The sequence below is a fragment of the Actinosynnema sp. NPDC050801 genome (assembly GCF_040673975.1).
In the GTDB taxonomy this organism is placed as follows: domain Bacteria; phylum Actinomycetota; class Actinomycetes; order Mycobacteriales; family Pseudonocardiaceae; genus Actinosynnema.
Genome location: NZ_JBFAQZ010000002.1, coordinates 115,125 through 142,016, shown reverse-complemented (window position 1 = coordinate 142,016; position 26,892 = coordinate 115,125). Strand labels below are relative to the sequence as shown.

General features: G+C 73.8%; 20 protein-coding genes. 9 read left to right on the top strand and 11 right to left on the bottom strand.

Going from position 1 to position 26,892, the window contains the following annotated elements:
- Position 1 precedes the first annotated feature (1 nt).
- From AB0K14_RS05535 to AB0K14_RS05525, 3 genes are read left to right on the top strand one after another with little or no spacing between them, the layout of a single operon-like run.
- On the top strand, positions 2–1,477 hold the full coding sequence (locus AB0K14_RS05535; protein WP_360447776.1) for an aminotransferase class I/II-fold pyridoxal phosphate-dependent enzyme: 1,476 nt from the start codon (positions 2–4) through the stop codon (positions 1,475–1,477).
- Between the two features lie 10 nt (positions 1,478–1,487).
- A complete protein-coding gene (locus AB0K14_RS05530; protein WP_360447774.1) occupies positions 1,488–2,429 on the top strand; it encodes a P1 family peptidase in 942 nt (313 codons plus the stop codon).
- Position 2,430: 1 nt separating this feature from the next.
- Positions 2,431–3,009: a DUF4865 family protein gene (locus AB0K14_RS05525; protein WP_360447772.1), complete on the top strand. Its 579-nt coding sequence runs from the start codon at positions 2,431–2,433 to the stop codon at positions 3,007–3,009.
- Here the strand turns inward: AB0K14_RS05525 and AB0K14_RS05520 are convergent.
- The 3 genes from AB0K14_RS05520 to AB0K14_RS05510 all read right to left on the bottom strand — a co-directional run bounded on the left by AB0K14_RS05520 (position 2,987) and on the right by AB0K14_RS05510 (position 9,241).
- Complete coding sequence (locus tag AB0K14_RS05520) at positions 2,987–6,277, bottom strand: tetratricopeptide repeat protein (RefSeq protein WP_360447770.1); 3,291 nt, start codon at positions 6,275–6,277, stop codon at positions 2,987–2,989. The two genes, AB0K14_RS05525 and AB0K14_RS05520, sit on opposite strands and share 23 nt — an antisense overlap.
- 113 nt (positions 6,278–6,390) lie before the next feature.
- Positions 6,391–7,716 carry a GGDEF domain-containing protein gene (locus tag AB0K14_RS05515; RefSeq protein WP_360447768.1) on the bottom strand — a complete coding sequence of 442 codons (1,326 nt, stop codon included), beginning with the start codon at positions 7,714–7,716 and terminating at the stop codon, positions 6,391–6,393.
- 370 nt (positions 7,717–8,086) lie between these two features.
- A complete protein-coding gene (locus AB0K14_RS05510; RefSeq protein WP_360447766.1) occupies positions 8,087–9,241 on the bottom strand; it encodes an MFS transporter in 1,155 nt (384 codons plus the stop codon).
- A gap of 38 nt (positions 9,242–9,279) precedes the next feature.
- On the opposite strand from AB0K14_RS05510, the gene AB0K14_RS05505 reads away from it, so the two are divergent.
- The gene (locus AB0K14_RS05505; protein ID WP_360447764.1) at positions 9,280–11,607 is read left to right on the top strand and encodes a tetratricopeptide repeat protein; all 2,328 of its coding nucleotides are present in this window, start codon (positions 9,280–9,282) and stop codon (positions 11,605–11,607) included.
- A gap of 3 nt (positions 11,608–11,610) precedes the next feature.
- Here AB0K14_RS05505 and AB0K14_RS05500 read toward each other — a convergent pair whose 3' ends face one another.
- Positions 11,611–12,807: an MFS transporter gene (locus tag AB0K14_RS05500; protein ID WP_360447762.1), complete on the bottom strand. Its 1,197-nt coding sequence runs from the start codon at positions 12,805–12,807 to the stop codon at positions 11,611–11,613.
- Positions 12,808–12,920: 113 nt separating this feature from the next.
- On the opposite strand from AB0K14_RS05500, the gene AB0K14_RS05495 reads away from it, so the two are divergent.
- On the top strand, positions 12,921–13,865 hold the full coding sequence (locus AB0K14_RS05495; protein ID WP_360447760.1) for an RNA polymerase subunit sigma-70: 945 nt from the start codon (positions 12,921–12,923) through the stop codon (positions 13,863–13,865).
- 209 nt (positions 13,866–14,074) lie between these two features.
- Here the strand turns inward: AB0K14_RS05495 and AB0K14_RS05490 are convergent, their stop codons facing one another.
- Both AB0K14_RS05490 and AB0K14_RS05485 read right to left on the bottom strand, forming a co-directional pair.
- A complete protein-coding gene (locus tag AB0K14_RS05490; protein ID WP_360447758.1) occupies positions 14,075–14,737 on the bottom strand; it encodes a DJ-1/PfpI family protein in 663 nt (220 codons plus the stop codon).
- A 74-nt stretch (positions 14,738–14,811) separates the two neighbouring features.
- Complete coding sequence (locus AB0K14_RS05485; protein WP_360447756.1) at positions 14,812–15,831, bottom strand: DJ-1/PfpI family protein; 1,020 nt, start codon at positions 15,829–15,831, stop codon at positions 14,812–14,814.
- A 16-nt stretch (positions 15,832–15,847) separates the two neighbouring features.
- Between AB0K14_RS05485 and AB0K14_RS05480 the strand changes: the two genes are divergently transcribed.
- A complete protein-coding gene (locus AB0K14_RS05480) occupies positions 15,848–16,597 on the top strand; it encodes an aminotransferase class IV (RefSeq protein ID WP_360447754.1) in 750 nt (249 codons plus the stop codon).
- A gap of 44 nt (positions 16,598–16,641) precedes the next feature.
- Positions 16,642–17,526, top strand: coding sequence for a hypothetical protein (locus AB0K14_RS05475; RefSeq protein ID WP_360447752.1), 885 nt, complete (start codon positions 16,642–16,644; stop codon positions 17,524–17,526).
- Between the two features lie 4 nt (positions 17,527–17,530).
- On the opposite strand, the gene AB0K14_RS05470 is transcribed toward AB0K14_RS05475, so the two are convergent.
- Positions 17,531–17,980 (bottom strand): Lrp/AsnC family transcriptional regulator, encoded by a 450-nt coding sequence (locus AB0K14_RS05470; RefSeq protein ID WP_197289421.1) that lies wholly within the window; start codon positions 17,978–17,980, stop codon positions 17,531–17,533.
- Positions 17,977–19,104 (bottom strand): Xaa-Pro peptidase family protein, encoded by a 1,128-nt coding sequence (locus AB0K14_RS05465; RefSeq protein ID WP_360447749.1) that lies wholly within the window; start codon positions 19,102–19,104, stop codon positions 17,977–17,979. Before AB0K14_RS05465 ends, AB0K14_RS05470 begins: the two co-directional genes overlap by 4 nt.
- A 475-nt stretch (positions 19,105–19,579) precedes the next feature.
- Between AB0K14_RS05465 and AB0K14_RS05460 the strand changes: the two genes are divergently transcribed.
- On the top strand, positions 19,580–20,521 hold the full coding sequence (locus tag AB0K14_RS05460) for a 5'-3' exonuclease (RefSeq protein ID WP_360448239.1): 942 nt from the start codon (positions 19,580–19,582) through the stop codon (positions 20,519–20,521).
- Positions 20,522–20,979: 458 nt separating this feature from the next.
- Positions 20,980–21,825, top strand: a complete 846-nt coding sequence (locus AB0K14_RS05455; protein WP_360447747.1) for a hypothetical protein — start codon at positions 20,980–20,982, stop codon at positions 21,823–21,825.
- A 38-nt stretch (positions 21,826–21,863) separates the two neighbouring features.
- Here AB0K14_RS05455 and AB0K14_RS05450 read toward each other — a convergent pair whose 3' ends face one another.
- From AB0K14_RS05450 to AB0K14_RS05440, 3 genes are all read right to left on the bottom strand, one after another.
- On the bottom strand, positions 21,864–23,108 hold the full coding sequence (locus tag AB0K14_RS05450) for a GNAT family N-acetyltransferase (protein ID WP_360447745.1): 1,245 nt from the start codon (positions 23,106–23,108) through the stop codon (positions 21,864–21,866).
- 126 nt (positions 23,109–23,234) lie between these two features.
- A complete protein-coding gene (locus AB0K14_RS05445) occupies positions 23,235–24,011 on the bottom strand; it encodes a DUF4333 domain-containing protein (RefSeq protein WP_360447743.1) in 777 nt (258 codons plus the stop codon).
- A gap of 112 nt (positions 24,012–24,123) precedes the next feature.
- The gene (locus AB0K14_RS05440; RefSeq protein ID WP_360447741.1) at positions 24,124–26,889 is read right to left on the bottom strand and encodes a DEAD/DEAH box helicase; all 2,766 of its coding nucleotides are present in this window, start codon (positions 26,887–26,889) and stop codon (positions 24,124–24,126) included.
- Positions 26,890–26,892 lie beyond the last annotated feature (3 nt).

Below are 26,892 nucleotides of genomic sequence, written 5' to 3'. Positions count from 1 at the left end.
GATGGGTGATCCGCTGAACGCCAGAGAGGACGCCGCCGAGGCGTTGGGGATGGTCGCGCGTGCCGCCGGGCCGTACCTCGACGCGCTGCCGCACCTGCCGGTGCGCGACGCCACGCACGCCCACCTGGTCGACGAGCTGGACGGTCCGCTGCCGGAGTCCGGTGACGGCACCATCGCCGCGATCGCGGACCTGTTGCGGATCGGCACGCGGGCCGCCACGCACTCGTCCGGGCCGCGGTTCTTCCACTTCGTGGTCGGCGGCGCGACACCGGCCGCGCAGGCCGCGGACTGGGTGACCTCGCTGCTGGACCAGGCCGCCGGGCTGTGGTTGACCTCGCCGTTGGCCGCGCGCGCCGAGACGGTGGTGCTGCGGTGGCTGAAGGAGGCGTTCGGGCTGCCCGCGTCGCACGGCGGCGTGCTCACGCCGAGCGCGACGTTCGCGAACCTGACCGGGTTGGCGTGCGCGCGCCACTGGTGGGCGCGGCAGCACGGGGTGGACGTGACCGCGGACGGCCTGGTCGGGTTGCCGCGGCTGCCGGTGTTCTCCAGCGGGTACGTGCACCCGAGCAGTCGCAAGGCGCTGCAGCTGCTCGGGCTGGGCCGCGACTCGGTGCGGACGCTGAGCCGTGACGACGCGGGCAGGCTCGACGTGGACGCCCTGGACCGCGAGCTGGCCTCGTCCGGGCCCGCGGTGCTGATCGGCAACGCGGGCGAGGTCAACGGCGGCGACTTCGACCCGATCGACGAGCTGGCGGACCTGGCCGAGCGGCACGGGGCGTGGCTGCACGTGGACGGCGCGTTCGGGCTGTTCGCCGCCCTGTCCCCGCGCACCGCCGGCCTCGTGCGGGGTGTGGAGCGCGCCGACTCGGTGGCCGCGGACTGCCACAAGTGGTTGAACGTGCCGTATGAGAGCGGTGTCGCGTTCGTGCGGGACCGGACGGCCCTGAGACGCGCCTTCGGCGGCTGGAACGCCGCGTACCTGCCGACCCCGGACGAGGAGTTCGTCGACCACAACAACCTGGGCCCCGAGTCCTCGCGCCGGGCACGCGCCTTCCCGATCTGGGCGACGCTGCGCGCCTACGGCCGCGACGGTCACCGGGCGATGGTCGAACGCCACCAGGACCTGGCGCTGCGCCTGGGCCGCCGCATCGAGGAAGCACCGGACCTGGAGCTGCTCGCCCCGATCACCGTGTTCATCGTCTGCTTCCGCTACCGCCCGCCGGGCGTGCCGGCCGAGGACCTCGACGCCCTCAACCGCGAGCTGGGCGAGGCCCTGATCGAGGACGGCCGGGTCTACGCGGGCACCACCGTCTACCGCGGCATGGTGGCGCTGCGACCCGCGATCGTGAACTGGCGGACCACCGCGGACGACATCGACCTCCTGGCGTCGGTGGTCCGCGAGATCGGTGGTCGCCTGCTCGCGTCCGGTGACCGGCGCGCCCGTCGCCCGGAGCCGCCGCGGCCGGCCGACAAGTAGCATCGGCGGCGTGCGGAACGCGATCACCGATGTGCCGGGCGTGCTGGTCGGGCACGCCACGCGGATCGGTGGCGGCGCGTTGACCGGCACCACGGCCGTGCTGTTCCCGCCCGGCACGCTGTCCACTGTGGATGTTCGTGGTGGCGCGCCCGCGACCAGGGACACCGTCGCGCTCGACCCCCGCCACGGCGGCCGGGAGGTGCGGGGTGTCGTGTTGACCGGCGGCAGCGCGTACGGGCTGGCCGCGGCCGACGGTGCGGCGCGGGAGCTGGGTTCGTTCGTGCCCGCCGCCGCGCTGTTCGACCTGGGCCGCGGCGGTGACTTCCACGCCCGCCCCGGGGCGGAGGAGGGTGCGGAGGCGGTGCGCGACGCGGGCGTCGAGGTCGCGCAGGGCAACGTCGGCGCGGGCACGGGCGCGCTCAACGCCACTCTGAAGGGCGGGTTGGGCACCGCGAGCGCCGAGTTGCCCGGTGGTGTGGTCGTCGGCGCGATCGCCGTGCTCAACGCGGTCGGCCCGTCGGTCGACCTCGACACCGGCCTGCCGTTCGCCGCGCACCTGGGCCTGCCCGACGAGTTCCCCGCCTACCAGGGCGACGACCTCGACGCGGCCCGGATCGCGGGTCACGCGCAGCCGTTCAACACGGTCATCGGCGTGATCGCCACCAACGCCCGCCTGCCGCACCCGTTCGCCCTGGCCAACGCCGCGCAGGACGGCCTGGCGACCGCCGTCCGCCCGGCCCACGGCCTCACCGACGGCGACACCGCGTTCGCCGCCTCGACCGGCACCCACGACGCCGACCCCGGCCGGGTCCTCGCCGCGGCCAGGGCGGTCTTCGCCCGGGCCCTGGTGCACGGCCTGCTCCGGGCGGAGTCCGTCACCACGCCCTGGGGCCACCTCGCGGCCTACCGCGAGCTCTACCCGCGCACCGCAGCCACGTACCGGGGGACCTGACATGCACGCGATGCACTACGAGATCACCCTGCCCGCTGACTACGACATGGACGTCATCCGCACCCGCGTCGCCACCCGCGGCTCGGCGTTGGACGCGTTCCCCGGCCTGGGGCTCAAGGCCTACTGCATGAGGGCACGGGGTGTCGACGGCTCGCCGGTCAACCAGTACGCCCCGTTCTACCTGTGGCGCACCGCCGAGGGCATGAACGCCTTCCTGTGGGGACCGGGCTTCCGCGGCATCGTCAACGACTTCGGCCGCCCCGCCGTGCAGCACTGGGCCGGCCTCGCGTTCCACCGGGGTGCCGCCGGGAACGCCACCGCGGCCACCAAGCGCACCTGGCGCCTGCCCGCCGACGCCGACCCGGCCGAGGCGATCGGCCAGGCCCTCGACGACCTGGAGCGGCTCAGGCACGACCCCGAGCTGCACTCGACCTCGTTGGCGATCGACCCCCGGAACTGGGAGCTGGTGCGCTTCAGCCTCTGGCGCACGGCGCCCGACACCGACGACGCGGTGCTCTTCCAGGTGCTGCACCTGTCACGGCCCGAGCTGGAGGACCTCAGCGAGGGTCGGCACTGGTAGGCCGCGACCGGCTCACGCCGGGGTCGCGGGCGCGTTCGGCGTAGGGCACGGACAGGTAGCCGACCAGGTCGATCACCCCGCCGCTGGTGCGGTCCAGCTCGCGGGCGAACGCCAGGATGCCCGCGTCGGCGCGGTCCATCAACCACGCCAGCAGCACGACCACCACGTCGGCGAGCAGACCCACCTGGAACGGCATGTCCTCGCGCCTGCCCGCGGTCACCGCGCTGGCGAAGTCGGTCATCCCGCGCTCGGTCAGCGGCAGCGGCCCGGTCTCGATCGCCCGCTTCATCGTGTCCACCACCAGCGGCACGAGCGACGCCCACACCTCGCGCGGGGCGACCTCGCAGATCAGGCCGCCGGACAGGGCCGCGGTCCACAGCGCCTCCGGGTCACCCGCCCGGACCGCGCCGACCGCCAGGTGCGGCAGCAGTTCCGCGCCGCGCTCCCACGCGCCGGTCGCGACCAGCTTCTCCACCGCGTGCCGGTAGTGCCCCAACGCCTTGCCGTGCTCGCCGCGCGCGGTCAGCACGCCGCCCAGGTCGTCGTGGAACGACGCCACCTCGGCCGCCGCGCCCACCTGCTCGGCGCGCGCCAAGCCCACGGCGGCGTAGTGCTGCGCGGTCTCCAGGTCGCCCCGGTCGCGGTGGCACGCGCCGAGCCGGCGCAACGCGGCCAACTCCTGCCGGTCATCGCCCAGGTCGCGGAACAGCTCCACGGCCCGCGACCCGGCCTCGATCGCCGCGGCGAGGTCGCCGCGGTCGCGGTGGCGGTCGCACTCGGCGAGCTTGAACGCGGCCTGCCTGGCCCGGTCGCCCAGCTCCTCGGCCAGGTCGTGGCCCTCGACGGCGTAGCGGAGGGCGGTGTCGGCGTCGGCGTCGCCGAGGTCGTCCAGCACGGTGATCGACTCCAGCTGCCCCGGTCCGTCCCCGCGCACGAGGTGCTCCTCGTACGCCAACCGCGCCGCCTGTCCGGCTTCGTCGGTTCTGCCTTCGCGCATCAGCAGCCTCGCCATCCGCAGCAGGACGTCCGCCCGGTCGCGGCACGCGTCGCCCAAGCCCACACACCGTTCGAAGTCCGCGAGCGCGGCCCCGTATTCCCCGCGCCGCTCGGACCGGGCGCCGGTGAGCTCGAACCTGGTCGCCCAGAGGGCTTCGAGCTCGTCGTCGGGCAGGTCCAGCTCTGCCAGCAGCACGTCGACCCGCTCCACCAGGGCCGCGGCCCGCTCGTCGTCGTCCTCCAGCTTCAGCTCGGCCAGCAGCACGTCGGCGTAGGACGCGGTGTCGGTCAGCCCGCCCGCCTCGGCCACCTCGCGCAGCGCGGTGATCTCCCGGTGCAGCACCGGCGACAGGGTGTCCGAGCCGTCGCGTGCGGCGGCGGCCAGCAGCTCGCACCCGGTCAGCGCCGCCTCCGCGTCGGTGGTGGACCGGTCGCGCCACTCGTCCAGCCTGCCGTTGACCGTGCCGACGTACAGGTAGGACCGCTCGATGCCGCCCGGTGTGCCGGTGTTGACGATGGCACGCGCGGCGGGCGTCTCCTCGGCGGTGAGCCGCCGCACGACGGTGCGGGCGAACCCGGCGGCCAGGTTCGGCGGGATGGTCCACAGCGTGCCGATGTAGCCGCGGGCGCCGGCGCGGACGAACTCGCGGCCCAGCCGCGTCCAGGACCGGCACGAGTTGTTGAACACGATCGGCCGGTGCCGCAGCGTCACCGGGATGTCGTCGTCGGGCAGGGTGTGGCCGTCGAGCACGATCGCGCCGTCGGTGTCGTGGCAGTTGAAGAACACCAGCTCGACCGGCAGGTCGACGACGAGGTCGCGCAGCACGTCCGGTGAGGCGTCCTGCTCGGACAGCACGACGGGGTGGGTGTGGTGCCTGAGCTGCCCAAGGGACGTCTCGGGCACTGTTGTCTGATTCTCGGCTCCGCCGAGGGCGAACGCCCCGGAGTCGAACACCAGGCTGAACGCGCCGGGCTCGCGCGCCACGCCCGCCCGGTGCAACTCGGTCAGCACGACCAGCGCCGGGTCGGCCACCACGTGCCCGATCGGCTTGCGCGCCCAGTTCACGTCCTCGGTGTGCACGAACGAGTACGGCAGGCCGGTGGTGAACGCGGTCAGCCGCCGGTCGCCGACCTCCGCGACCGCCTCGGCGGGCACCTGCCCGGTGACCACGGCCTCGACCGCCGCGTACGGGTCGTGCCCGCCGGTGGACAGGTACCGCCACAGCGCCTCGACGAACCCGATGCCCTTGACCGCGTCGCCGATCGCGCCGGCCGCCGCGGTGACCCGCTCCTGCTCCTCGGCCACCACCCGGCCCACCTCGACCAGGTCCGGCTTCGGCGTGATCACCAGCCGGGCGCCGCGGTGGTGGGCGTAGCCGGCGGCGGCCAGGTCGTCCACCTCGCCGGTGCGCTCGACCAGCACGGCCTCGTCGACGTCGTCCGGGTTGCACCCGGCGAGCGGCACGGGCGGGGCGCCCTCGTCGACGCGCAGCGCCGCGCCGGTGCGCAGGGCGGTGAACAGGGCGGCGACGAAGTCGGCGTCCGGCGCCACGTCGAGGGTGCGGTCGGGCTCACCACCGCGCAGCAGCTCCCACGCCTTGGCGGTGAGCCCCACCGGGTCCTCGCACGGCAGGTGCAGTCGTTCGGGCAGGTCGCCGAACAGCTCCTCGTCCGGTTCGGCGAGGAACACCACCCGCCGCACGCCCACGGCGTCGAGCAGGTGGGCGACCAGCCGGTCGTGCCGGTGCGACGAGGCGTCCGCCGGTCTCAGCGCGACGACGGGCGTGACGCGGTCCGGTGGCAGGCACGACACCACCACGGCGGCCTCGCGCACCTGGTCCGGGCGGCACACCACGACCGTGTCGCCGACCTCGAACACCGGCTCGCTGATCACCGTGACGCTCAGCTCCGACTCGCCCGCCGGCAGCTGCACGGACACGCCGCCGTCCTCGACCGCGCACGGCGACGAGCCGGACACCAGCAGCGACACCGCGTCGGGCAGGGCGAACGACACCCCGTCCGCGGTCTCGGTGGCGGGCGCGTCGACGGCGAGCCGCCAGCGGGCGGGCGCGGGCAGGTCGAAGCGGTGCCGCAGCACCGCGCGCACGTGCCCGTCCCGGGTCTCGTCGACCAGCAGGTCTCGGGCGCCCGCCTCGGCGGTCAGCTCCTCGACCGCGTCCACGGGCGGTTTGCGGTGCACGTCGAGCAGGACGGCACGCAGCAGCCCCGCTTCGAAGCGGAAGCGGATTCCGTGCGGGGCACCGAGGTCCACTGGCTCACGACCCTTGCAAGCGAGGAGAGGAGACCACCGTGTCGGAGGTGGCGGGCAGAAACTACGCCACCCACGCCCCGACCTGTAGGAGATCCGGCAGGTAGTCGCGCTCGTTACACGCCGGGCCGCTCGGAGCGGGCCGCGGGCGTCCACCGGGCGCGGCGGTGCCTGCCCGCCGCCTGCACCTGGTCGCGACCGAGCCGCTTCGCGTCGTACAGGGCCGCGTCCGCCGCCGCGAGCAGCCCTTCCACGGTGTCCTCGGCGACCTCGGGCCACACCGCGATGCCGATGCTGACCGTGAGGCCCGCCACCGTGCCGCCGTCGCCGTCGTCCACGAGCACCCGGTGGACCTCCGAGCGCATCCGCTCGGCGATCGCCACCGCCTCCTCGTGCTCCACGCCGGGCAGCAGCACGGCGAACTCCTCACCGCCGAAGCGGCCCACCGCGTCACCGCGCCGGACCGCGCTCTCCAGCGCCGCCGCGATGCGCCGCAGCACCAGGTCGCCGGTCTGGTGGCCGTGGGTGTCGTTGATGTCCTTGAAGTGGTCGACGTCGATCATGAACAGGCCGACGCGCGCGCCCGGCGGCTGCTGCCGGGTGCGTCGCAACTCCAGCGTGGCCTGCAGGTGCCAGGCCTCGGCGTTGAGCAGGCCGGTCTTGGTGTCGGTGCGGGCGGCCAGCTCCAGCTGGTGGATGAGCACGGTGCGGTGCAGGGCGACGGCCGCGACGACCATCGGCAGCGCGAACCCGGGCCACCACGCCACGGCGAGGGCGACGAACCCGCCCATCGCGAGCTGACCGGCTTCGAGCAGGTTGTCCGGGCCGCTGCCGATCGAGTCGCGCACCGAGCGCGGCCGGACGGTCAGCAGGATCACCGCGGCCACCAGCACGGTGTTGACCAGCCACTGGGCGGCGCCCGCGCCGACCACGCCGACGAGGTCGAGCGCGCCGCCGGGTCGCCCGGCCTGGAGGTGCCCGCGCAGGCCGGTGAGACCGGACACGGCGCTCGCGGCGAGCGTGGCCAGCACCATCATCGCCGTGGTGAACACGCACCGGTGCGGTGGGCGTGAGGCGTCCCAGCGGCCGACGACCCACCAGCGGTGCGCGTACACCAGCACGACGAGGGCGACCGCGAGCGACGGGGGCAGCACGAGCGCGCCGGCCAGGATCCAGATGCTGCACAGGTCGACGTGCGGCAGGTGGCTGTGGTCGCGTCGGATGCGCTCGATCCAGCGCGAGCAGTGCAGGTGCAGCGCGGCGCAGCCGGCCAGGACCGCGAACGTGGTCCACGAGCCGGCGGGCACGGGCCACGCGGTGGTCGCGGCGATTCCGACGACCGCGAGCAGATCCACCGACAGCACGTACACCAGGGCCTGCCTCGGCAGGGACCATAGTGACCAGCGTCGATCGCCCGACGACGTCGAACGCGCTCTGCCCATGGTTCCTCACGACTGTCTATCCCGGACTGTCATGGCGTCCGGACGGAGGGTCACAGTAATGGTGACCTGTGTCGATGTCAGCCGCTACCGGGGTGACCCGACCCACTGGAGGTGAGCGCGGTGCGCGACAAGATCTGGTGACACCGCCGGCCGGGACCAATCGAGACAGGACGGAGGTGTCGTCGTGCGCGACAAGATTTGGTGAACCCCCGATATCGCGATCCGCGCCGGCAACCACGTCGAGGGAGGTGCGCCGCCATGCGCGACAAGATCTGGTGAAGACCGGAGCCGGGAACCACCGTGAACGGCAAGACCCGAGGTCAGGCGCGGGCCGCGGCGAGCGCTCCCCACTCCCGCGGCCGGCGTGCGGTCAGCCGACCCGTGCCCGGACCAGCCACAGGCACGCCGTCGCGGCGCCCAGGCCGCTGAGCACGAGCGTCGCCCGCGGGCCGACCAGGTCGCCGAGCAGCCCGCCCGCCAGGGCGCCGGCGGGCGCGGTGCCCCAGACCGCGGTGCGGATGGTCGCGTTGACGCGCCCGTGCAGCTCGGCCGGCGTGACCTCGTAACGCACGGGCACCTGGTGGACGTTGTAGACCTGGAGGGCGAACCACATCACCGCCACCGCGACGACCACCAGCTGGTCCACCGCGACCAGCGCCTGCCCTCCCCCGGTGGCCAGGACGGCGGCGACCATCGTCCGGCGGCGCCCCCACCGCTCGCCCAGCCGCGCCGCGACCAGTGCGCCGAGCAGCCCGCCGACCGCTCCGGCGGACAGCGTCAACCCCACTCGCACCGCCGACAGCCCCAACGCCGTCACCAGGTGCAGCACGACCACGACGGTGAAGGCGTTGAACCAGAAGACGTGCGTCGCGGTGCACAGCGTGACCCGCCGCAACCCCTGGTGGCCGAAGACGGCCCGCACCCCGGCCCACATCCCCGCGCCCGCCTGCGGCCGTTCCACCACCCGCACCCACACCAACGTGACCGCCGCGACGAGGAAGCTCACCGCGTCCGCCGCCAGCGCGCCCGCCGCGGTGAACGCGCCCACCAGCCACCCGCCCAGCGCGGGCCCGGCGACCTGCGCCGTGGCCTGGCCCACCTCCACGACCCCCTGCGCCCGCGTCAACAGCTCCCGCGGCACCACCATCGGCACCAACGCCAGGCCCGCGATGTCCCCGAACACGGCGAACGTCCCGGCCACCGCCGCCACCACGGCCAACAACCCCACCGACAACACCCCGAGCCCCGCCGCGACCGGCACCACCGCCAGGCTCGCCGCCTGCCCGAGCGCGCACACCCCGGCCACCACCCGCCGCGGCAACCGGTCCACCCACACCCCGGCCGGCAACCCGAACACCAGGTACGGCAGCCGCGCGCACGCCGCCACCACCCCGATCCCCCACGGTCCCGCACCCAACGTCAGCGCGGCCACCAGCGGCACCGCGACCACCGTCACCTGCGACCCGACCAGTGACACCGACTGGCCCGCCCACAACAGCAGGAACGACCGGTTTCGCCTGAGCACGGCATCATGATCCCGGGGACCGCTGCGGAGGGGACGCGATGGAGCACGAACCCGATTTAGCCCGCCAGGACGTGACGACGGCCAACTCGCTGTCCGGCGCGGTGACCGGGACGGCGGTGCAGGCGGGCAGCATCGGCGAGGTGCACCTGCACGGGCCGGGCGCCCGCTCGTCGGACACCTGGGTCGTCACCGGGATCTCGACGGCGGTGCCGAGCGAACCCGGTCCGCCGGTGGCGCACGGCCGCGACGTGGTCGTGACCGATCTGCTCGACCGGGTGGTGAGCCCGCGCCCCGGCGGTCCGCGGTTGCTGTTCGGCGCGGGCGGCATGGGCAAGTCGACCGTGGCGCGGATCGTCGCGCGGCGGGCGGAGCAGGAGCACGGGCGGCGGGTCTGGTGGCTCAACGCGGTCACCGAGGAGCACCTGTCGGGCGGGTTGGTCGGGCTGGCCCGCGACCTCGGGCTCGGCGCGGCGCACCAGGAGGCGATCCGCACGCACCGGGTCGCGGGCCTCGGCGACGTCGCCGACCTCGTCTGGCGCCGGTTGGCGGGCGTCGAGCCGGGGTGGCTGCTCGTCGTCGACAACGCCGACGTGCCGGAGCTGCTCGGCCCGCCCGAGGGCACCGGGTGGATCCGCGAGTCGGCGACGGGGCTGGTGCTGGTGACGACCCGCCGGCACGACCGGTCGAGCTGGCCGGGGCACGTGGAGGCGACCTCGATCGGTCCGCTGGACCGGGCCGCGGGCGCCCGCGTGCTGCTGGACCTCGCGCCGCGCGCGGGTGACGAGCGGTCGGCGGGCGCGCTGGCCGACCGGCTCGGCGGCCTGCCGCTGGCCCTGCGGCTGGCGGGGCTGTACCTGGGCGGCGACTTCGTGTCGTGGCCGACGTTCGACCGGTACCGGCACGCGCTCGACGTCGACGGCGTGGCGGGCGTCTTCGACGTCTCCCTGGACCGGGACCGCCGCGACCTGGTCGGCCGGACCTGGGAGCTGTCGCTGGACGCCCTGGAGGGCAACGGCCTGCCGCACGCCAGGCGGCTGCTGTGGCTGCTGGCCTGCTACGCGCCCGGCGCGCCCGTGCCGGAGGAGCTGATCACGGCGTTGGCGCCGGAGGAACCGGGACGGCGGCTGCTCACCCGCCTGCTGGACCTCGGGCCGTCCCCGGCGGGCGACCTGGAGACGATCTTCCGGTGCCTTCGCGGCCTGGCGTCGGTCGGCTTGGCGCAACGCCCCAAGGCCGGGGGCGACATCCCGGCGGTGGAGGTGCACCCGTTCATCGCCGAGGTCACCGGCGCGGTGATGGACGCGCTGCCGCCCGGTGACCCCAGGCCCGCGCGGACGCGTCGGGCGGCGGTCGCCGCGATCGGCGCCGCGGTCGACGCGCTGCGGGTCGGCGCCGCGGCGGACTGGCCACGGTTCCACCTGCTCACCCCGCACGTGCACCACCTGCTCACGCAGGTCGGCCCCCGGCTCGACCACCGGGAGCGGGTGCGGCTGCTCGACTGCGTGGCCACCTGCGCGACCGCCTACCTGTGGAGTCGCGCCGAGCGGCGGGCCGAGGACCTCGTCGTGCGGGCCATGGCCGTCGCCCGCGAGCTGGGTTGCGACGCGGACCCGGCCTACCTGCGGCTGCGGCACGTCCAGGGGTGGGCGCTGCGCGAGCAGGGCGGTTTCGCCGAGGCCGAGGAGGTCCTGCGGGACGTGCTGGCGGCGCAGACCGCGTTGCCCGGCGGTCCGGACCGCCCCGACACCCTGAGCACCCGCCACGATCTCGCGTGGACCACGGGGCGGCGGGGTGACTGGGCCCGCGCCGAACGCGAGCTGCGCGAGGTCCGCGACCGGCGCCGCGCCCGGTCCGGCCTGCACCACGACGACATCGACGTCCTGCACACCCGGTGCATGCTGTGCTGGAGCGTGGGCATGCAGGGCCGCTGGACCGAGGCGGAACACGGCTACCGCCGGGTGCTGGCCGAGCGGACGGTGCTGATCGGCGCGGACCACCCCGACACCCTGGACACGCGGGAGAGCCTGGGCAAGGCGCTGGCGTGGCAGGGCAGGTGGGTCGAGGCGGCGGCGGAGTTCGAGGAGCTCGCCGCCGAACGCGCGCGGCACCTGGGGCGCCGCCACCCCGACGCCCTGCTGGCCCGGCAACTGCACGCCTACGCCGTGGGTCGCCTGGCCCTGGCACGGCAGGAGGCCGTCCGACCCCGGTGGGCGGTCCGCACGCTGCGCCGCACGAGGACGCTGCTGCGGGACGTGCGCGGTCCCGACCACCCGGCCACGGTGCACGCCGGTTCGTTCTTGGCGGCGCTGGCCGGCCGCTACTCGCCCGCGCTGCCGTGGCCCGGCGACGTCCCCCGACCCGGGTGAGGGTCAGGCGACCGCGGTGGGTGCCACCCGGGACCACGCGGTCGTGACGGTGACGGCCAGGACGGTGCCCGCGATGCCCGCCACGGCGATGGCGGTGGTCGGGGAGCCCGTCGCGGAGGCCAGCAGGCCGCCCGCGGCCACGCCGACGCCCTGCGCGGCGACCAGGCCGCTGCGGGCGAAGCCCAACGCCTGGCCCCGCTGCTCGTCCGGGACCAGGCGGACGAACGTGGCGCCCGCCGTCACCTGGTAGGCGCTGAACACCCCGCTCAACGCGAGCAGCGCCACCGCACCGACCAGGTTCGGCGCGAACAGGTAACCGACCAGGGGCAACGCGGTGGCCACGGCCAGCAGCCCGAGCAGCCGCACCCGCAACGACGCGGGCAGGAACCGCAGCAACACCGTGCCCAGCACCATCCCGGCCGGGTCGGCGGCCAGCAGCAGGCCGACACCGGCCGCACCCGCGCCGACCTCCGCCGAGAACGGCGCGGCCAGCCCCTCCGGCACCACGGTGAACAGCGCCAGCCACCCCAGCGCCACCAGCAGCCGCAGCCGCCGGTCCCGCCACACCAGCGCCGCACCGGCCCGGATCCGCACGTGCGCGGCGGGCACGGACGCGGGCGCCGGCCGCGCGCGCAGGCCGAAGCGCAGCAGCAACGCCGACAACGCGAACGTCACCGCGTCGGCCAGCAGCGCACCGGACGTGCCCAGCCACGCCACCACCAGGCCGCCGCCGACGAACCCGAGCAGCAGACCGGCCTGGTGGGTGATCAGGTGCACCGACTGCCCGGCCTCGTACCGCTCGCCCAGCACGGACGGCAGCAGCGCGCCCTGCGCGGCGGCGAACGGCGGCTCGGCCAGCTGCGCGACCACCAACAACGCCGCCACCAGCGGCAGCGGCACGCCCGGCACCGCCATCACGGCCAGCAGCACGGCCCGCACCACGTCGGCGACCACCATCACGGTCCGCCGCGGGTACCGGTCGGCCAGGCCCGTCAGCAGCACCCCGGACACCAGCGCGGGCAGCATCGTCAACGCGTAGGTCAACGCCGTCCACGCCGCCGACCCGGTGCGCTGGAACACCAGCACCGACAACGCCACCCGGGCCAGCTGGTCGCCGACCGTCGACAGCACCGCCGCCGACCACAGCACCCGGAACTCCGGCACCGCGAACACCGCGCGGAACCCCGTGCCCCCGACCACCCGCTCCCCCGATCCGACGCGACCGGTCCCCGAGCGACCGATGAGTTCTCCGGGCCCGCCGGGTCACATGTTGTGCGACGTGCGACCGGCACGTCACCGTACAAGCCCGGAGGGTGACCATGAGCGAGGTTGCGCAGATGACGGTGGACTTCACGCGGGAAGCGGAGCGGTACCGGCACGAGCTGCGGGTGCACTGCTACCGGCTGCTCGGCTCGTTCGACGAGGCGGAGGACCTGGTGCAGGAGACGTTCCTCAAGGCGTGGCGCTCCCGGGACACCTTCGAGGGGCGGTCGTCGTTCCGCGCCTGGCTGTACCGCATCGCCACCAACGCGTGCTTCGACGTGATCAACCGCCGGCCCGCGCAGACCACCACCGAGGACATGCCCGCGGCCGACGTGCCGTGGCTGCAGCCGTTCCCGGACGCGCTGCTGGACGCCGAGCCGGACGAGGAGGTGGTGGCGCGGGAGACGATCGAGCTGGCGTTCCTGGCCGCGGTGCAGCACCTGCCCGCCAAGCAGCGGGCGGTGCTGGTGCTGCGGGACGTGCTCGGCTGGCCCGCGAACGAGACGGCGGCGTTGCTGGAGGACACGGTGCCCGCGGTGAACAGCGCGTTGCAGCGCGCCCGCGTGACCATGCGCAAGCACCTGCCGCAACGGCGTGCCGACTGGTCCGGCGACTCGAACCCGCGGGAGAAGGCGGTCGTCCGCAGGCTCGTGGAGGCCACCGAGCGCTGCGACGTGGAGCTGATGGCCTCCACGTTGCGCGAGGACATCACCTGGACGATGCCGCCGCAGCCCGAGTGGTACGTCGGCCGCGACGCCGTGATGGAGCTCTGGACGCCCGTGATGGTGGGTCCGGAGGCGTTCGGCGAGTGGAAGACGCTGGAGACCAGGGCGAACCGGCAGCCCGCCATCGCCGCCTACGCCCGCAAGCCCGGCGAGGAGCACTTCCGGCCGGTGGCGCTGGACGTGCTGCGGATCGAGGACGGCGAGATCGCGGAGATCATCACGTTCCCGTCCGACCGGTTCCCGCTCTTCGGCCTCCCCGCGACGCTGTGAACTTCGACGTCCGGCTGGTGACCGTGGCGGGCACCGGCCCGTACGACCCGCGGGAGTGGCGGGACGCGCTGGTGATCGTGCTCAGCGGCACGCTCGACCTGGACGGCGAGCTGTTCGAGGAGGGGTCGGTGCTCGCGTTGGCCGGGTTGCCGCTCCAAGTGCTGCGCCAGCACGGCGGGCAGCCCGCCGTGCTGGCCGCGGTCACCCGGTCAGCCGGCCGCGAACAGGCCGCGGGCGAAGGCGACGAGTTCGGCGGGCGCCCGCTCGGGCGACCCGGTCCGGTAGGGCGGGTCGGGGTCGTACTCGATCACCAGCTGGGTGAACCGGGCCCGCTCGTCACCCCAGATCCGGCCGACGAGGGTGAGCGCCATGTCGATCCCGGCGGACACCCCGGCGCCGGTGGCCACGGACCCGTCGACCACCACCCGCTCGGTGCTGACCACCGCGCCGAGGGCGGCCAACTCGTCGCGCAACGCCCAGTGCGTGGTCGCCGGACGGCCGTCGAGGATGCCCGCCTGCGCCAGCAACGTCGACCCGCTGCACACCGACGTGGTCCAGGTCGCGGTCGGGTGCACCTCGCGCAGCCACGCGGCGACCACCCCCTCCGCCAACACCTCCGCCCAGCCGGCGCCGCCCGGCACGACGACCACGTCGGCGCGGTCCAGCGCGTCGAACGTGGTCGTCGGCACGATCGTCAACCCCGCGTCGGTGCGCACCGGCTCGGGTGACGCGGCCACGAAGTGCGCCGTCACCTCCGGCTGGTGCCCCAGCACCTCGTACGGCCCGACCAGGTCCAACGCGGTCATCCGCGGGTAGAGCACGAAAGCGACGTCCATCCGATCCCCCTGCTGCATCCGTTCCTCCTCAGTCATCCGTTCCCCCTGCATCCGATCCCGCTGCCATCCGATCTCCCGCACCGAATCCCTTGCACCAAGTCCCTCTGGTCTCATGCCATGCCGGTGGTGCGGAACCGGTCGCGGTAGCCGCCCGGCGGCACGCCGAGCACCCGCAGGAACGCCCGGCGCAGCGTCTCCGCCGACCCGAAACCACAACGCCTGGCCACGACCTCCAGTCCTTCGTCGCCGGACTCCAACACCCCCGCCGCCGCCTCGACCCGGACCCGTTCCACGTACCGGGCGGGCGACACGCCGACCCGACGCGGGAACACCCGGGCGAAGTGCCGCGGGCTCATCGCGGCGCGACGGGCCATCCGCTCGACCGTCCACGCCGCCGCCGGGTCGTCGACGATCGCGTCGAGCAGGGCCCGCAACCCCGGCTCGCGCACCGGCGGCACGCTCGACCTCACGCTGAACTGCGACTGCCCGCCCGGCCGTTGCAGGAACACCACCATCCACCGGGCGATCAGCCTGGCCAGCGCGGCGTCGTGGTCGCTCTCGACCAGCGCCAGCGCCAGGTCGATGCCCGCGGTGACGCCGGCGGACGTGACCAGCCGCCGGTCCTGCACGTAGATCGCGTCCGGCACCACGTCCACCGACGGGTGCTCGGCGGCGAGCCGGTCACAGTACGCCCAGTGCGTCGTGGCCCTGGCGCCGTCCAACAGGCCTGCCGCGGCCAGCACGAACGCCCCCGTGCACACACTGCCCACCCGCCGCGCGCCGTCCGCGACCCGCCGCAGGTGGTGCCGCAGCTCGGCGTCACGGGCCGCCCGGGCGAAGGTGAACCCGCCGACGACCAGGACCGTGTCCACCCCGCCGGACACCTCCCGCAGGTCCTCGGCCTCCACCCGCAGCCCGCCGGTGACCCCGAACCCGCCGCCGACGGCCGCCAGCCGCACCCGGTAGCCGCCGCGCACCCGGTTGGCCCCGTCGAAGACGTCCGCCGGGCCCGCGATGTCGGTCAGCGCCGCACCCTCGTACCCGACCACCAGGACCTCGCGTTCCACACCGTCCACCCTCTCCGCCGCCCGGGACGGCGGCAACGACCGGTGACCCTCGATTCCCGCCACGCTACGGTCCTGATCCGTGTTGAGGATCGAGATCGACGGCGCACCGCCGACCACCGAGGCGCTGGCCACCGGCCTGCTGGCCAACTACGGGCACTTCACCGCGATGCAGGTGCGCGACCGCCGGGTGAAGGGGCTCGACCTGCACCTGCGCCGCCTCGACCGGCAGAACCGGGAGCTGTACGGCGACGGCCTGGACGCGGACCACGTCCGCGCCCTGATCTCCCACGCGCTGGGCGACGACGTGCGCGACGCGGCCGTGCGGGTCGTCGTGTTCGGCGTCGGCGCGCCGTCGGTGATGGTCGCCGTGCGCCCGCCGACCTCCACCCCGGCCACACCGCGGAGCCTGATGTCGACGACCTACACGCGGCCGCTGCCGCACGTGAAGCACATCGGCGGGTTCGGCCAGATCCACCACGGCAACCGCGCCCGGCAGGCGGGCTACGACGACGCCCTGCTCACCGCCGACGGCCTGGTGGTCGAGGGCGCGATCGCCAACATCGCGTTCTTCGACGACGACGGCGCGGTCGTGTGGCCCCGGGCCGACTGGCTGCACGGCGTCACCATGCAGCTGCTGGAGCGTGCGCTGCCGGCACGCCGGGAGGTGGTGCGGACGGCCGACGTCGGTCGGTACCGGGGCGCGTTCCTGACCAACTCCGTCGGCGTGGTCGGGGTGTCGCGGATCGACGACGTCACGTTCGACGTGCACCCGGCGCTGGCCCGCGTCCAGGCCGCCTACGACGCGATCCCCGCCGACCCGGTTGAGTAGATCCACCGATGTCGGCCGCCGCCGGCGCACGGGATCGTGTGCTGGTGATCGACTTACGGGTGCCCGTGCAGCTCGCCGCGGTGTGGCTGGTCGGCGCGCTGTCGGCCGCGGCCGTCGGCTGGTTGGTGATCATCGGGTTCTACCTGGGCAGCGCCGTCCTGGTGGCGGTCGGCATGATCGCCCCGTTCGCGCTGTTCTTACTCGTCGCCACCTTCACCTCCCGCGCCAGCCCGCTGACGGCCACGGCGGGGCGTCGGGTCGGCTGGACGACGTCGGTGACGGTGCTCGGGTTGGTCGGCGCGGTGCTCTACACGTCGGTGCTGGAGGCGAGCGGCCCGGCGCAACCGCCGCCGTGGCTGGGCATCGCGGGCGTCGGCGTGCCGTTCGCGCTGGTCGCGGCGATGCTGGCGGACGGCTTGGCGGTGCGGCTGGTGGCCGTCGGCGTGACCGGCGCGGCGGTGGCGTTCGGGATCTGGCTGCCGACCACCATGCCGGGTGACGACGCGGCGTCCCGGATCGCCCACGCCGAGGCGCCCGGCGGCGTGCTGCTGATCGCCACGCCCGGGGGCTACGACTTCCCGCGGCTGACCATCACCGACGGCCGGGCCGTCCTGGACTACACGCGATCCGGCCCGACCGGCGAGCTGCGGGAGTCCCCGCGGCTGGTGGTGCGGCCCGCGACCGTCGAGACCACCGGGCTGGTGCACCAACCCGACACCACCGACCACGTGGTCGTGCGGCGGATGGGCGACGTGGAGGCGGTGGCCGTGGTGTCCGACGCGGCGGACGTCTCGGCGGCACGCGAGTTCGTGCTGTCGGTGCGGCCCGCGACCGACGACGAGGTCGAGCGCCTCCTGCCGCGGGCACCCGACCGGCCCGACCGCGACGTGCTCGCCCGGTTCACCCGCGTGTGGCGCGGCCTGTTCTGAGCGCTCAGACCGCGGGCGGCCGGTCCTCGTACGGCGTGGACAGCACCACCGTGGTGCGGGTCGACACGTTCGCCACCTCACGGATCTGCCGGAGCAGCTCCTCCAACGCGTGCGGCGACGCCACCCGCACCCGCAGCACGTACGAGGCGTCGCCCGCGACGGAGTAGCACGCCTCGATCTGCGGCAGGTGCTCCAGCCGTTTCGGGTAGTCGTCCGGGGCCGCCGGGTCGATCGGGGTCAGCGAGATGAACGCGGTCAGCGGCAGGCCGACCTCGTCGCCGTCCAGCCGCGCCGCGTAGCCGCGGACCACGCCGCGCTGCTCCAGCCGCCGCACCCGCTGGTGCACGGCCGACACGCTCAACCCCACCCGTTCGGCGAGGTCGGTGAAGCTGCACCGGCCGTCGGCGGCCAGCTCGCGCAGGATCGCCCGGTCTATCGGTTCCAGGTTCGTCACGCGGGCAACACCACCAGCTCGTGCGGTCGGTTGTTGAGGCTCTCCACGCCGTCGGCGGTGACGACGACGATGTCCTCGATCCGCGCGCCCCACCGCCCGGGCAGGTAGATGCCGGGTTCGACGCTGAACGCCATGCCCGGCTCCAGCCGCAGGTCGTTGCCGGTGACGATGTAGGGGTCCTCGTGCACGTCCAGCCCGATGCCGTGGCCGGTGCGGTGCACGAAGTGCTCGCCGAAGCCCGCGTCGGCGATGACGTCGCGCGCGGCCGCGTCGACCTCCTCGCACGTGACGCCCGGCCGGACCGCCTCGACGGCCGCCCGCTGCGCGGCCTGGAGCACCGCGTAGGTCTCCCACACGTCGGCGTCACGCGGCTCGCCCAGCACGTAGGTGCGGGTGGAGTCGGAGTTGTAGCCCTCGGCCACCGGGCCGCCGATGTCGACCAGGACCACGTCACCGGCCTCGATCACCCGGTCGGACACGTCGTGGTGCGGCGAGGCGCTGTTGGGGCCGGAGCCGACGATGACGAACTCGGCCAGCGAGTGACCCTCGGCGACGATCGCCGCGGCGATGTCGGCGCCCACCTCGGCCTCCGTGCGGCCGGGGCGAACCCACTCGGCCATCCGCGCGTGGACCCGGTCGATCGCCGCGCCGGCCGTGCGCAACGCGGCCACCTCGGCGGCGTCCTTGCGCATCCGCAGCTCCCGTAGCACCGGACCGGCCAGCACCTGCTCGCCGCCGACGACATCGCGCAACCGCAGCGTGTGCAGCGCGGGCATCATGTCGGAGACCGCCGTCCGGTCACCCTTCAACGCCCGCTTCACCAGGGCGTACGGGTCCTCGCCGTCGACCCAGGTGGCCACCTCGACGCCCAGTGCGTCCGTGGGCACGTCGGCGTAGCCCGGCTGTTCCAGCTTGGGCACCACCAACACCGGTGTCCCACCGACTGGCAGCACGAGGCAGGTCAACCGCTCGAACGACTCCCCGCCGGCGCCGATGAGGTAGCGCAAGTCCGAGCCGGGCGAGACGAGCAACCCGTCCACGCCCGCTAGGGAAGCCGCAGCAGTTGCCCGGTCGAGGCGCGCGCGCAGGGCGTCGACGTCGACGGGCCCAACTTGGGTCGACATGGGAGGGAGCCTAGTGGTGCGCGGCCGCGCGCACGCCAACAAGCCACTCGCGCCACCCCGACCCGCCAAGCGTGGAACCGCCCTCCCCGGCTCCACTACCGGGTGAACATCGCGGGTTCGACAAAAAACCGTGCGCCGAAACGCCGTTATCGCCAACCTCGAACGTCGGTTGGAACAACGAGGCCGCGCCAACCACCTCCCGACCGCAAACCCGCCCCTCCCACTCCCCCGCCCCACCTACTCCTCTTGCCCCTCTCCCACCCACCCGCCTCTCCTCTCTCCCACTCACCACCTGTCTCCCACTCACACACCCACCCACCACCTACCGGCAGCCTCACACCACGGATGCACCACGGATGGGAGTTATCGCTCGCACCACGGATGGGAGTTATCCCTCACGCCATGGATGGGGAGTTATCCACAGGGACGAGCGGGTCGATCAACGATGTCGGTGGTCTCTGGCAAGCTGTCCCGGGTGAGCAACCCGCTGGTCCTGATGGACGCCGCCAGCCTGTACTTCCGGGCGTTCTACGCGCTGCCCGAGTCGATGACCGCACCGGACGGCACACCGGTCAACGCGGTGCGCGGGTTCGTCGACACGATCGCCAAGGTCATCACCGAGCGGAAGGCGAGCCGCCTGGTGGCCTGCCTGGACGCCGACTGGCGGCCGGAGTTCCGCGTCGCCGCGCTCCCGTCGTACAAGGCCCACCGCGTCGCCGAGAGCGCCGTCGACGGCGAGGAGGAGGTGCCCGACACCCTCACCCCGCAGGTGCCGATCATCCTCGACGTGCTGGACGCGGTCGGCATCGCGACCGCCGAGGCCGCCGGCTACGAGGCCGACGACGTGATCGGCACCCTGGCCGCGCGCGAGACCACCGACCCGGTCGAGGTGATCACCGGCGACCGCGACCTGTTCCAGGTCGTGCGCGACGAACCGACCCCCGTGCGAGTCCTCTACCTCGGCCGCGGGTGGGCGAAGGCGGAGCTGCTCGGGCCGGAGGAGCTGGCCGCCAAGTACGCGCTGCCGGTGCACGACGCCGGGCGCGCGTACGCCGGCATGGCCGTGCTGCGCGGTGACCCGTCGGACGGCCTGCCCGGCGTCGCGGGCATCGGCGAGAAGACGGCGGCCAAGCTGATCAGCGAGTTCGGCTCGCTGCAAGCCGTGCTCGACGCCGTGCACGACGGCCGCGACCGCAAGCTCACCACCCGCGCCCGCACCGCGTTGCTCAACGCCCAGGACTACCTCGCCGTCGCACCGACCGTCGTCAACGTGGCGACCGACGCGGAGATCGTGATGGACCGCCCGGACCCCGTACCCGCCGCGCCGGTCGACCCGGACCGCGTCGCCGAGCTGACCCGCCGCTGGGGCCTGGGCAGCTCCCTTCCCCGGCTCCTGTCCGCCCTCGAACGCCGCTAGTTCAGCTCAGCGGAAGCCACAGCCGACGGACCCGGGACCCGGTAGACGCCGCAGCCGACGAGCCCGCAGGTGGCGTCGCCGCCGCGCCGAGCCGGGCACTCCCGCTGGCCGAGCCGGGCGCTCCTAGGGGCCGAGTCGGGCCTTCCCGCGGGCCGAGCCCGGCGTCGCCGCCGTGTCCAGCCGGGCGCTCCCAGGGGCGAGCCCGGCTCCGTCGCCGCGTCGAGCAGGGCTCGACGGAAGCGTCGAGGAGGGCTTGGCCGGCGTGGCGGGTCGGAAGTCGCCGGCGCGGCGGGCCGGGCCTGGCTGTCAACGGCGGGCCGGGCGTCGCCGACCGACCAGGCTGGAGCGGAGTCGACGGGCCAGGCTGGGGCGGGGTCGACGGGCCAGGCTGGGGCGGAGTCGACGGGTCGGGTTCGGCGGGGAGTGGGGTTGCGGCACCGAGTTGTAGCGTGCGCCGCATGTGTGTCTCCACGGACGACGCCGAGTTCCGCGGCACGATCCTCTACGCGGGTCGGTGTGGGCATCGGTTGCACGGGCGCATCGAGGTGCTCGGGTACCAGAACAGCGTGGTGAACCTGGCCGACGGGCCGAACTCGATGATCTTGCACGTGCCGGCGGTCGGCGTCACGCGCGAGAACTTCCTGTCCGCGGGACGCGACGGCGCTGTGCTCACCCGGATGGTGGACGCCGTCGGCGCGTACGCCACGGGGTTCGACGGGGCCGCGACGATGGACTGGACGGGCGGTGACGTGGAGGTGTTCGAGCACGACGTCTACACCGTCGTGCTGGCGTCGGACCCGACGCGCATCCCGCAGGCGCTCGAACAGGTGCCGCCGCACAAGCGACCCCGGCTGCGGCCGGAGTTGTTCCAGTTCTACGCCGATGTCTTCCCTGGTCACACGATCGTGCTGTGCTGCTTCGACAACGCCGAGGCGCGGTGGGCCAAGCCGCTGCTGCTCTGGTACCGCCCGACCGACCCGGACCGCCTGGTGCTGCCGGCGTTGGACAGCCACACCGGTGCGGTTCCGGATCTCGATGCGTGGGTTCGTCCGGATCACTGGTTGCTCTACGGCACCGACGGCACCGACGGCGTCGGCGGGACGGGCGGGGTGGACCCGGATTGGGGTCGCCCGGTCGATCACGGCAGCACGATGCGTCACAAGCTGCGCGAGTTCCTGCCCGACCGGGTGATCGGGATGCGGGTCGCGCACGACCCGGCGCCCAACGGTGACTTCGTCCTGGCCCGCGACGACCTCCTGCGCGGCGACCTGTCGAAGGTGCAGCGGCTTCGCCCGACCAGGTAGAGAGGCGGATCAGGCGACGAGGTGGAGACCCGGTGCGGTCAGAAGTACGAGCCGCACCAAGGAACCTCGGACGTCGCGAACAGCGCGTCGGCACGCGCGAGGGCACCCGGCTCGACAACGTCCAGCCGGCGCGTCGCCGCAAGGGTCGAGAACGACACGTCACCCAGGTAGGTGGAGGCAAGCGCGTCCACGTCCAGCACCAGCTCGGGTTCGTCGTCGACCCGGGTCACGCCGTCCGCCGCTACCCGGTACGACCCCGAGTTCTCCGGCAGGTACGTGTCGCGCACGCCGATCACCACCGGTTCGCCCGAACCGTAGGTCCGCGCCGACAGGGCGGCTTGGACGTCGAGCAGGCGCAGCCACGTCTCGTCCTCCTCGTCCACCACCCGGCACGCGCGCCGGTCGCCCAGCAACCACTGCACGGGCTCGTCCACCGGCCTGCCGAACGCCGTCACCTCGGCGACGAGGTCGACGCCGAGCACGAACAACCACAGGTCGGCCCACGCCTCCGCGTTCCGCGCCCACAGGTCCAGGACGGTGAGCGTGGTCGGCTTCTCGTCGCCTGAGCCGTGCCCGCCGGGCACCACCTTGAACACCACGTAGCCGTCGTCACCGGGGCCACCGGGGCCACCGGAACCACCGGGACCGCCGGAGCCGCCGGACCGGACCGCGATCTTGATGTTCTCCTCGGCCGCCACGCGCCGGACGTTCAGCCCCCACCACGCGGGCCACCGGGAGATCGTGCCCGCACGCCCCGGCGACAGCTCCTCGAACAACCCGTGCGCGATCCGCTCCCCCGCCTCACCCTCGACCAACCGCACCCGACCGACCGGGCGGGTGCGTGGCGCGGCCCGCCGCCGGTCGATCCGCAGGACCCGGTACCGGGTCGCCACGCCGTAGCCGTACCGGCCGTAGATCGCGGTCTCGGACGCTCGCAGCGACGCGACGACGTCACCTTCCGCCCGCATCGTCCGCAGCTGCGCCCGCTGCAACGCGCTCAGCACACCCCGGCGCGTCCAGTCCGCCCGCACGCCGACCCGGCTGACCGCCGCGTGCGGCAGCACGGCACCGCCCGGCACGGCGAGACGCGACGGGAACGACTGGACCGTGCCGATCATCTCCCCGTCGGCGAACGCGCCGAGCGCGCGGCCCGACTGGTACGACTCCTGCGCGAACTTCCACTGGTCGTCCGGCGCGGGCGTGTGGTGCAGCGTGCCGCGGAACAGGGAGTGCGCGGTTCGGTACTCGGAGTCGTCCAGCACGCGGACGTCGTGGTCGGTCACCACCGCATGGTGCCGGCGGAGTCGCTCGCACCGCTAACGACTTTCACCGTGGGGTCGGCCACAAGCACCGGGGCCACTCCCGCGACGAACGCGGAAGTGGCCCCGGGCGCGAACAGCGAAGCGTGATCAGCCGGCGGGCTGGCCGACCTCGTACTCCCCGTCCTCGGTCTTGACCGTGATCTTGACCGTCTTGTCCTTGCCGCCGACCTTGACCTTGCACTCGAAGGTCGTGTTCGGCTTGACCTCCTGCTCGGCGGGGCAGGTCGCGCCCTCCACGTCGGAGATCTTGTAGTCGTCCTTCAGCACGCCCACGACGCCGTTCTGCACGGCCGCCTGGTCGAAGACCTTGGTGTTGAAGAAGCCCGGCGTCACGAAACCGGTGATGCCGACGGCCGCGACCACCAGCACGACCAGCGCCACCACGACCCACAGCACCGCGCTGGACTTCTTCGGCGGCTGCTGGCCGGGCTGCCCGTACTGGCCCGGCTGACCGTACTGACCCGGCTGCTGCCCGAACTGGCCGGGCTGACCCGGCTGGCCGTACTGGCCGGGCTGCCCGTACTGACCCTGCTGCGGCTGCCCGTACGGGTTCGACTGCGGGTTGTTCGGGTCGTACCCGGCGGGGTACTGCTGGGTGTACGGCTGCTGGGGCTGCTGCGGCTGGCCCCACTGCTGCTGCTGGGACGGGTCCGGCTGCCCGTACGGGTTCGGCTGCTGCGACGGGTCTGGCTGCCCGTAGGGGTTGGGCTGCTGCGACGGGTCCGGCTGCCCGTAGGGGTTGGGCTGCTGAGCGGGGAAACCACCCGACGGCGTGCCGGGGTACCCACCACCGTAGGGCTGTTGTTGCTGGCCCCACTGCGGCTGCGGGTCGTTCCCTCCGGACGGTCCGTACGGACTGGTCATGCTCGGCCTCCGACGGTAGGTCTGGAACGGTGGTGGTGAAGCTGTTCAAGGCTTGCGGGCGCGATCAAACCACAGCTGTGCGGAGGGTACCCACCCACCCCGCAAAGCTTTGTCAAACGGTGGCCATCGCCACCACTCCGCGGCGCAACGCGTCGACCGCCTTTCGGGCGGCCGCTCCCACCGGGTCGCCGCCGCCGACGACATCGCGGATCTGGTCCAGGAAGTCGATCACCTGGCGGCACCACCGGACGAAGTCGCCCGCGCCGAGTTCGGCGCCGTTCTCCTCGGCCGCCGAGAGCACCTTCTCCAGCGACTCGCCGCGCGCCCACCGGTACACCGCCCACGCGAACCCGGGGTCGGGCTGGCGGGTGCGGTCGAGCCGGTGCCTGCGCTCGTCGTCCTCCAACTCGGCCCACAGCCGGGCGGTGGCGGTCAACGCGTCGGAGACCTTGCCCGGTGGCAGTCGCGCTTCCAACGGGCCGTCCCGGCGGGCCTCGTACACCAGTGCCGAGACGACCGCGGCCAGTTCCGCGGGGTCGAGGTCGCGCCACACGCCGTGCCGGAGGCATTCCGCGGCCAGCAGGTCGGATTCGCTGTAGAGCCTGGTCAACCGCTTGCCGTGCTCGGTGACCTCCTCGCCGGGCCCGTTCTCCTCGGCGTGCAGGTAACCGCGTTCGCGCAGCAGGCCGCGGATCCGGTCGAACTCGCGGGCCAACGAGTGCGTGGTCGCGGCGACCTTGCGTTCGACCTGGTCGGTCTCGGCCAGCAGCCGGTGGTAGCGCTCGCCCCAGCGGGCGTGCTCCTCGCGCTTCTCGCAGCCGTGGCAGGGGTGCGCGCGCAACGCCCGCCGCAAGGTGGCCAGTTCCGCGTCGTCGTCGGCGTTGGACCGGCGCTTGCGCATCGCGGGCGCGACGATCCCGGTGGCGCGCAACGACGCCGCCAGGTCGCGCCGGGACTTCGGCGAGCGGGTGTCGACCTGCTTGGGCAGCCGCATCTTGCCCAGCACCTCGACCGGCATGGGGAAGTCCGCGGACGACAGCCGACCGGCCCACCGGTCTTCGGTGACCACGAACGGACGTGCCTCGCCGAGCGGTTCCAGGCCGGGGTCGATCACCACGGCCAGCCCGGACCTGCGCCCGGACGGCACCGCGATCACGTCGCCCTTGCGCAGCCGTTCCAACGACTGCGCCGCCTCGGCCCGCTTCGCCGAGGTGTTCTGCCGCGCCAACGCCTTCTCCCGCTCGGCGACCCGGCGGCGCAGCGAGGCGTACTCCGTGAAGTCACCGAGGTGGCAGGTCATCGCCTCGGCGTAGCCGCCCAGTGCCTCGCGGTTGCGCTCGATGCGCCGGGCCAGTCCGACGACCGACCGGTCGGCCTGGAACTGGGCGAACGACTGCTCCAGGATCTCCCGTGCGGCCGCCGCGCCCAGCTGGTTGACCAGGTTGACGGCCATGTTGTAGCCGGGCCGGAACGAGGACCGCAGCGGGTAGGTGCGGGTGGACGCCAGGCCGCCGACGGCCTTCGGGTCGACGCCGGGTTGCCACACCACCACGGCGTGGCCCTCGACGTCGATGCCGCGCCGGCCGGCGCGTCCGGTGAGCTGCGTGTACTCGCCGGGGGTGAGGTCGACGTGCGCCTCGCCGTTGTACTTGACCAGTTTCTCCAGCACGACGGTGCGCGCGGGCATGTTGATGCCCAGCGCCAGCGTCTCGGTGGCGAAGACGACCTTCACCAGGCCGCGGACGAACAGCTCCTCCACGGTCTCCTTGAACGCGGGCAGCAGACCGGCGTGGTGGCTGGCGATGCCGCGCTCCAGCGCCTCGCGCCACTCCCAGTAGCCCAGCACCATCAGGTCACCCTGCGGCAGGTCCTTGGTCTTGGCCTCGATGACCTCGCGGATCTGCTCGACCTCGTCGTGGGAGTTGAGCCGCAGCCCGGCCCGCACGCACTGGAGCACGGCCGCGTCGCAGCCGGCGCGGCTGAACACGAAGTCGATGGCGGGCAGCAGGCCCGCGCCGTCGAGCCGTTGGACGATGTCCACCCGTGACGGCGGTTTGAACCCGGACGCCCGCGGTGGCCTGCCCCGCTGGTCCTTGTTGTTGCGGTTGCGGCTCCACGGCACGTGGAAGCGGGCCAGGTCGTCGGTGTGCCGCAGGAGTTGCGGGTTGATCCGGGCGTGCCCGTCGGGGCCGTCGCCCGCGAAGAGGTCGAGCATCCGGCCGCCCGCCATCATGTGCTGCCACAGCGGCACCGGTCGGTGCTCGTCCACCACGACGGTGGTGTCGCCGCGCACCTCGACCAGCCACTCGCCGAACTCCTCGGCGTTGCTGACGGTGGCGGACAGGCCGACCAGCCGCACGGATTCGGGCAGGTGGAGGATCACTTCCTCCCACACCGGGCCGCGGAACCGGTCGGCCAGGTAGTGGATCTCGTCCATGACCACGTAGGCCAGGCTGTTCAGCGTCGAGGAGCCCGCGTACAGCATGTTGCGCAGCACTTCGGTGGTCATCACGACGATGGGCGCGTCGCCGTTGACCGACGTGTCGCCGGTGAGCAGGCCGACCTTGCGGGCGCCGTAGCGGGCGACGAGGTCGGCGTACTTCTGGTTCGACAGGGCCTTGATCGGCGTGGTGTAGAAGCACTTGCGGCCCTCGGACAGGGCCAGGTGCACGGCGAACTCGCCGACGACGGTCTTGCCGGCACCGGTGGGGGCGCAGACCAGCACGCCGTGCCCGTCCTCCAGGGCCTCGCAGGCGCGTTCCTGGAACGGGTCGAGTTCGAACGAGATGACCCCCAGGAAGTCGGCGAGCTTGGGCCGGGAGGAGCGGCGGCGGAAGTCCGCGTAGGAGTCGGCCGGGGACCGCGAAGTGCTTGACACCTG

What these genes read in the sequence shown, in the direction of transcription:
- AB0K14_RS05535 (WP_360447776.1), top strand. Translation starts at nt 2, where the DNA reads ATGGGTGATCCGCTGAACGCCAGAGAGGACGCCGCCGAGGCGTTGGGG.
- AB0K14_RS05525 (WP_360447772.1), top strand. Translation starts at nt 2,431, where the DNA reads ATGCACGCGATGCACTACGAGATCACCCTGCCCGCTGACTACGACATG.
- AB0K14_RS05515 (WP_360447768.1), bottom strand. Translation starts at nt 7,716, where the DNA reads ATGGGCAGAGCGCGTTCGACGTCGTCGGGCGATCGACGCTGGTCACTA.
- AB0K14_RS05505 (WP_360447764.1), top strand. Translation starts at nt 9,280, where the DNA reads ATGGAGCACGAACCCGATTTAGCCCGCCAGGACGTGACGACGGCCAAC.
- AB0K14_RS05490 (WP_360447758.1), bottom strand. Translation starts at nt 14,737, where the DNA reads ATGACTGAGGAGGAACGGATGCAGCAGGGGGATCGGATGGACGTCGCT.
- AB0K14_RS05465 (WP_360447749.1), bottom strand. Translation starts at nt 19,104, where the DNA reads ATGTCGACCCAAGTTGGGCCCGTCGACGTCGACGCCCTGCGCGCGCGC.
- AB0K14_RS05455 (WP_360447747.1), top strand. Translation starts at nt 20,980, where the DNA reads ATGTGTGTCTCCACGGACGACGCCGAGTTCCGCGGCACGATCCTCTAC.
- AB0K14_RS05445 (WP_360447743.1), bottom strand. Translation starts at nt 24,011, where the DNA reads ATGACCAGTCCGTACGGACCGTCCGGAGGGAACGACCCGCAGCCGCAG.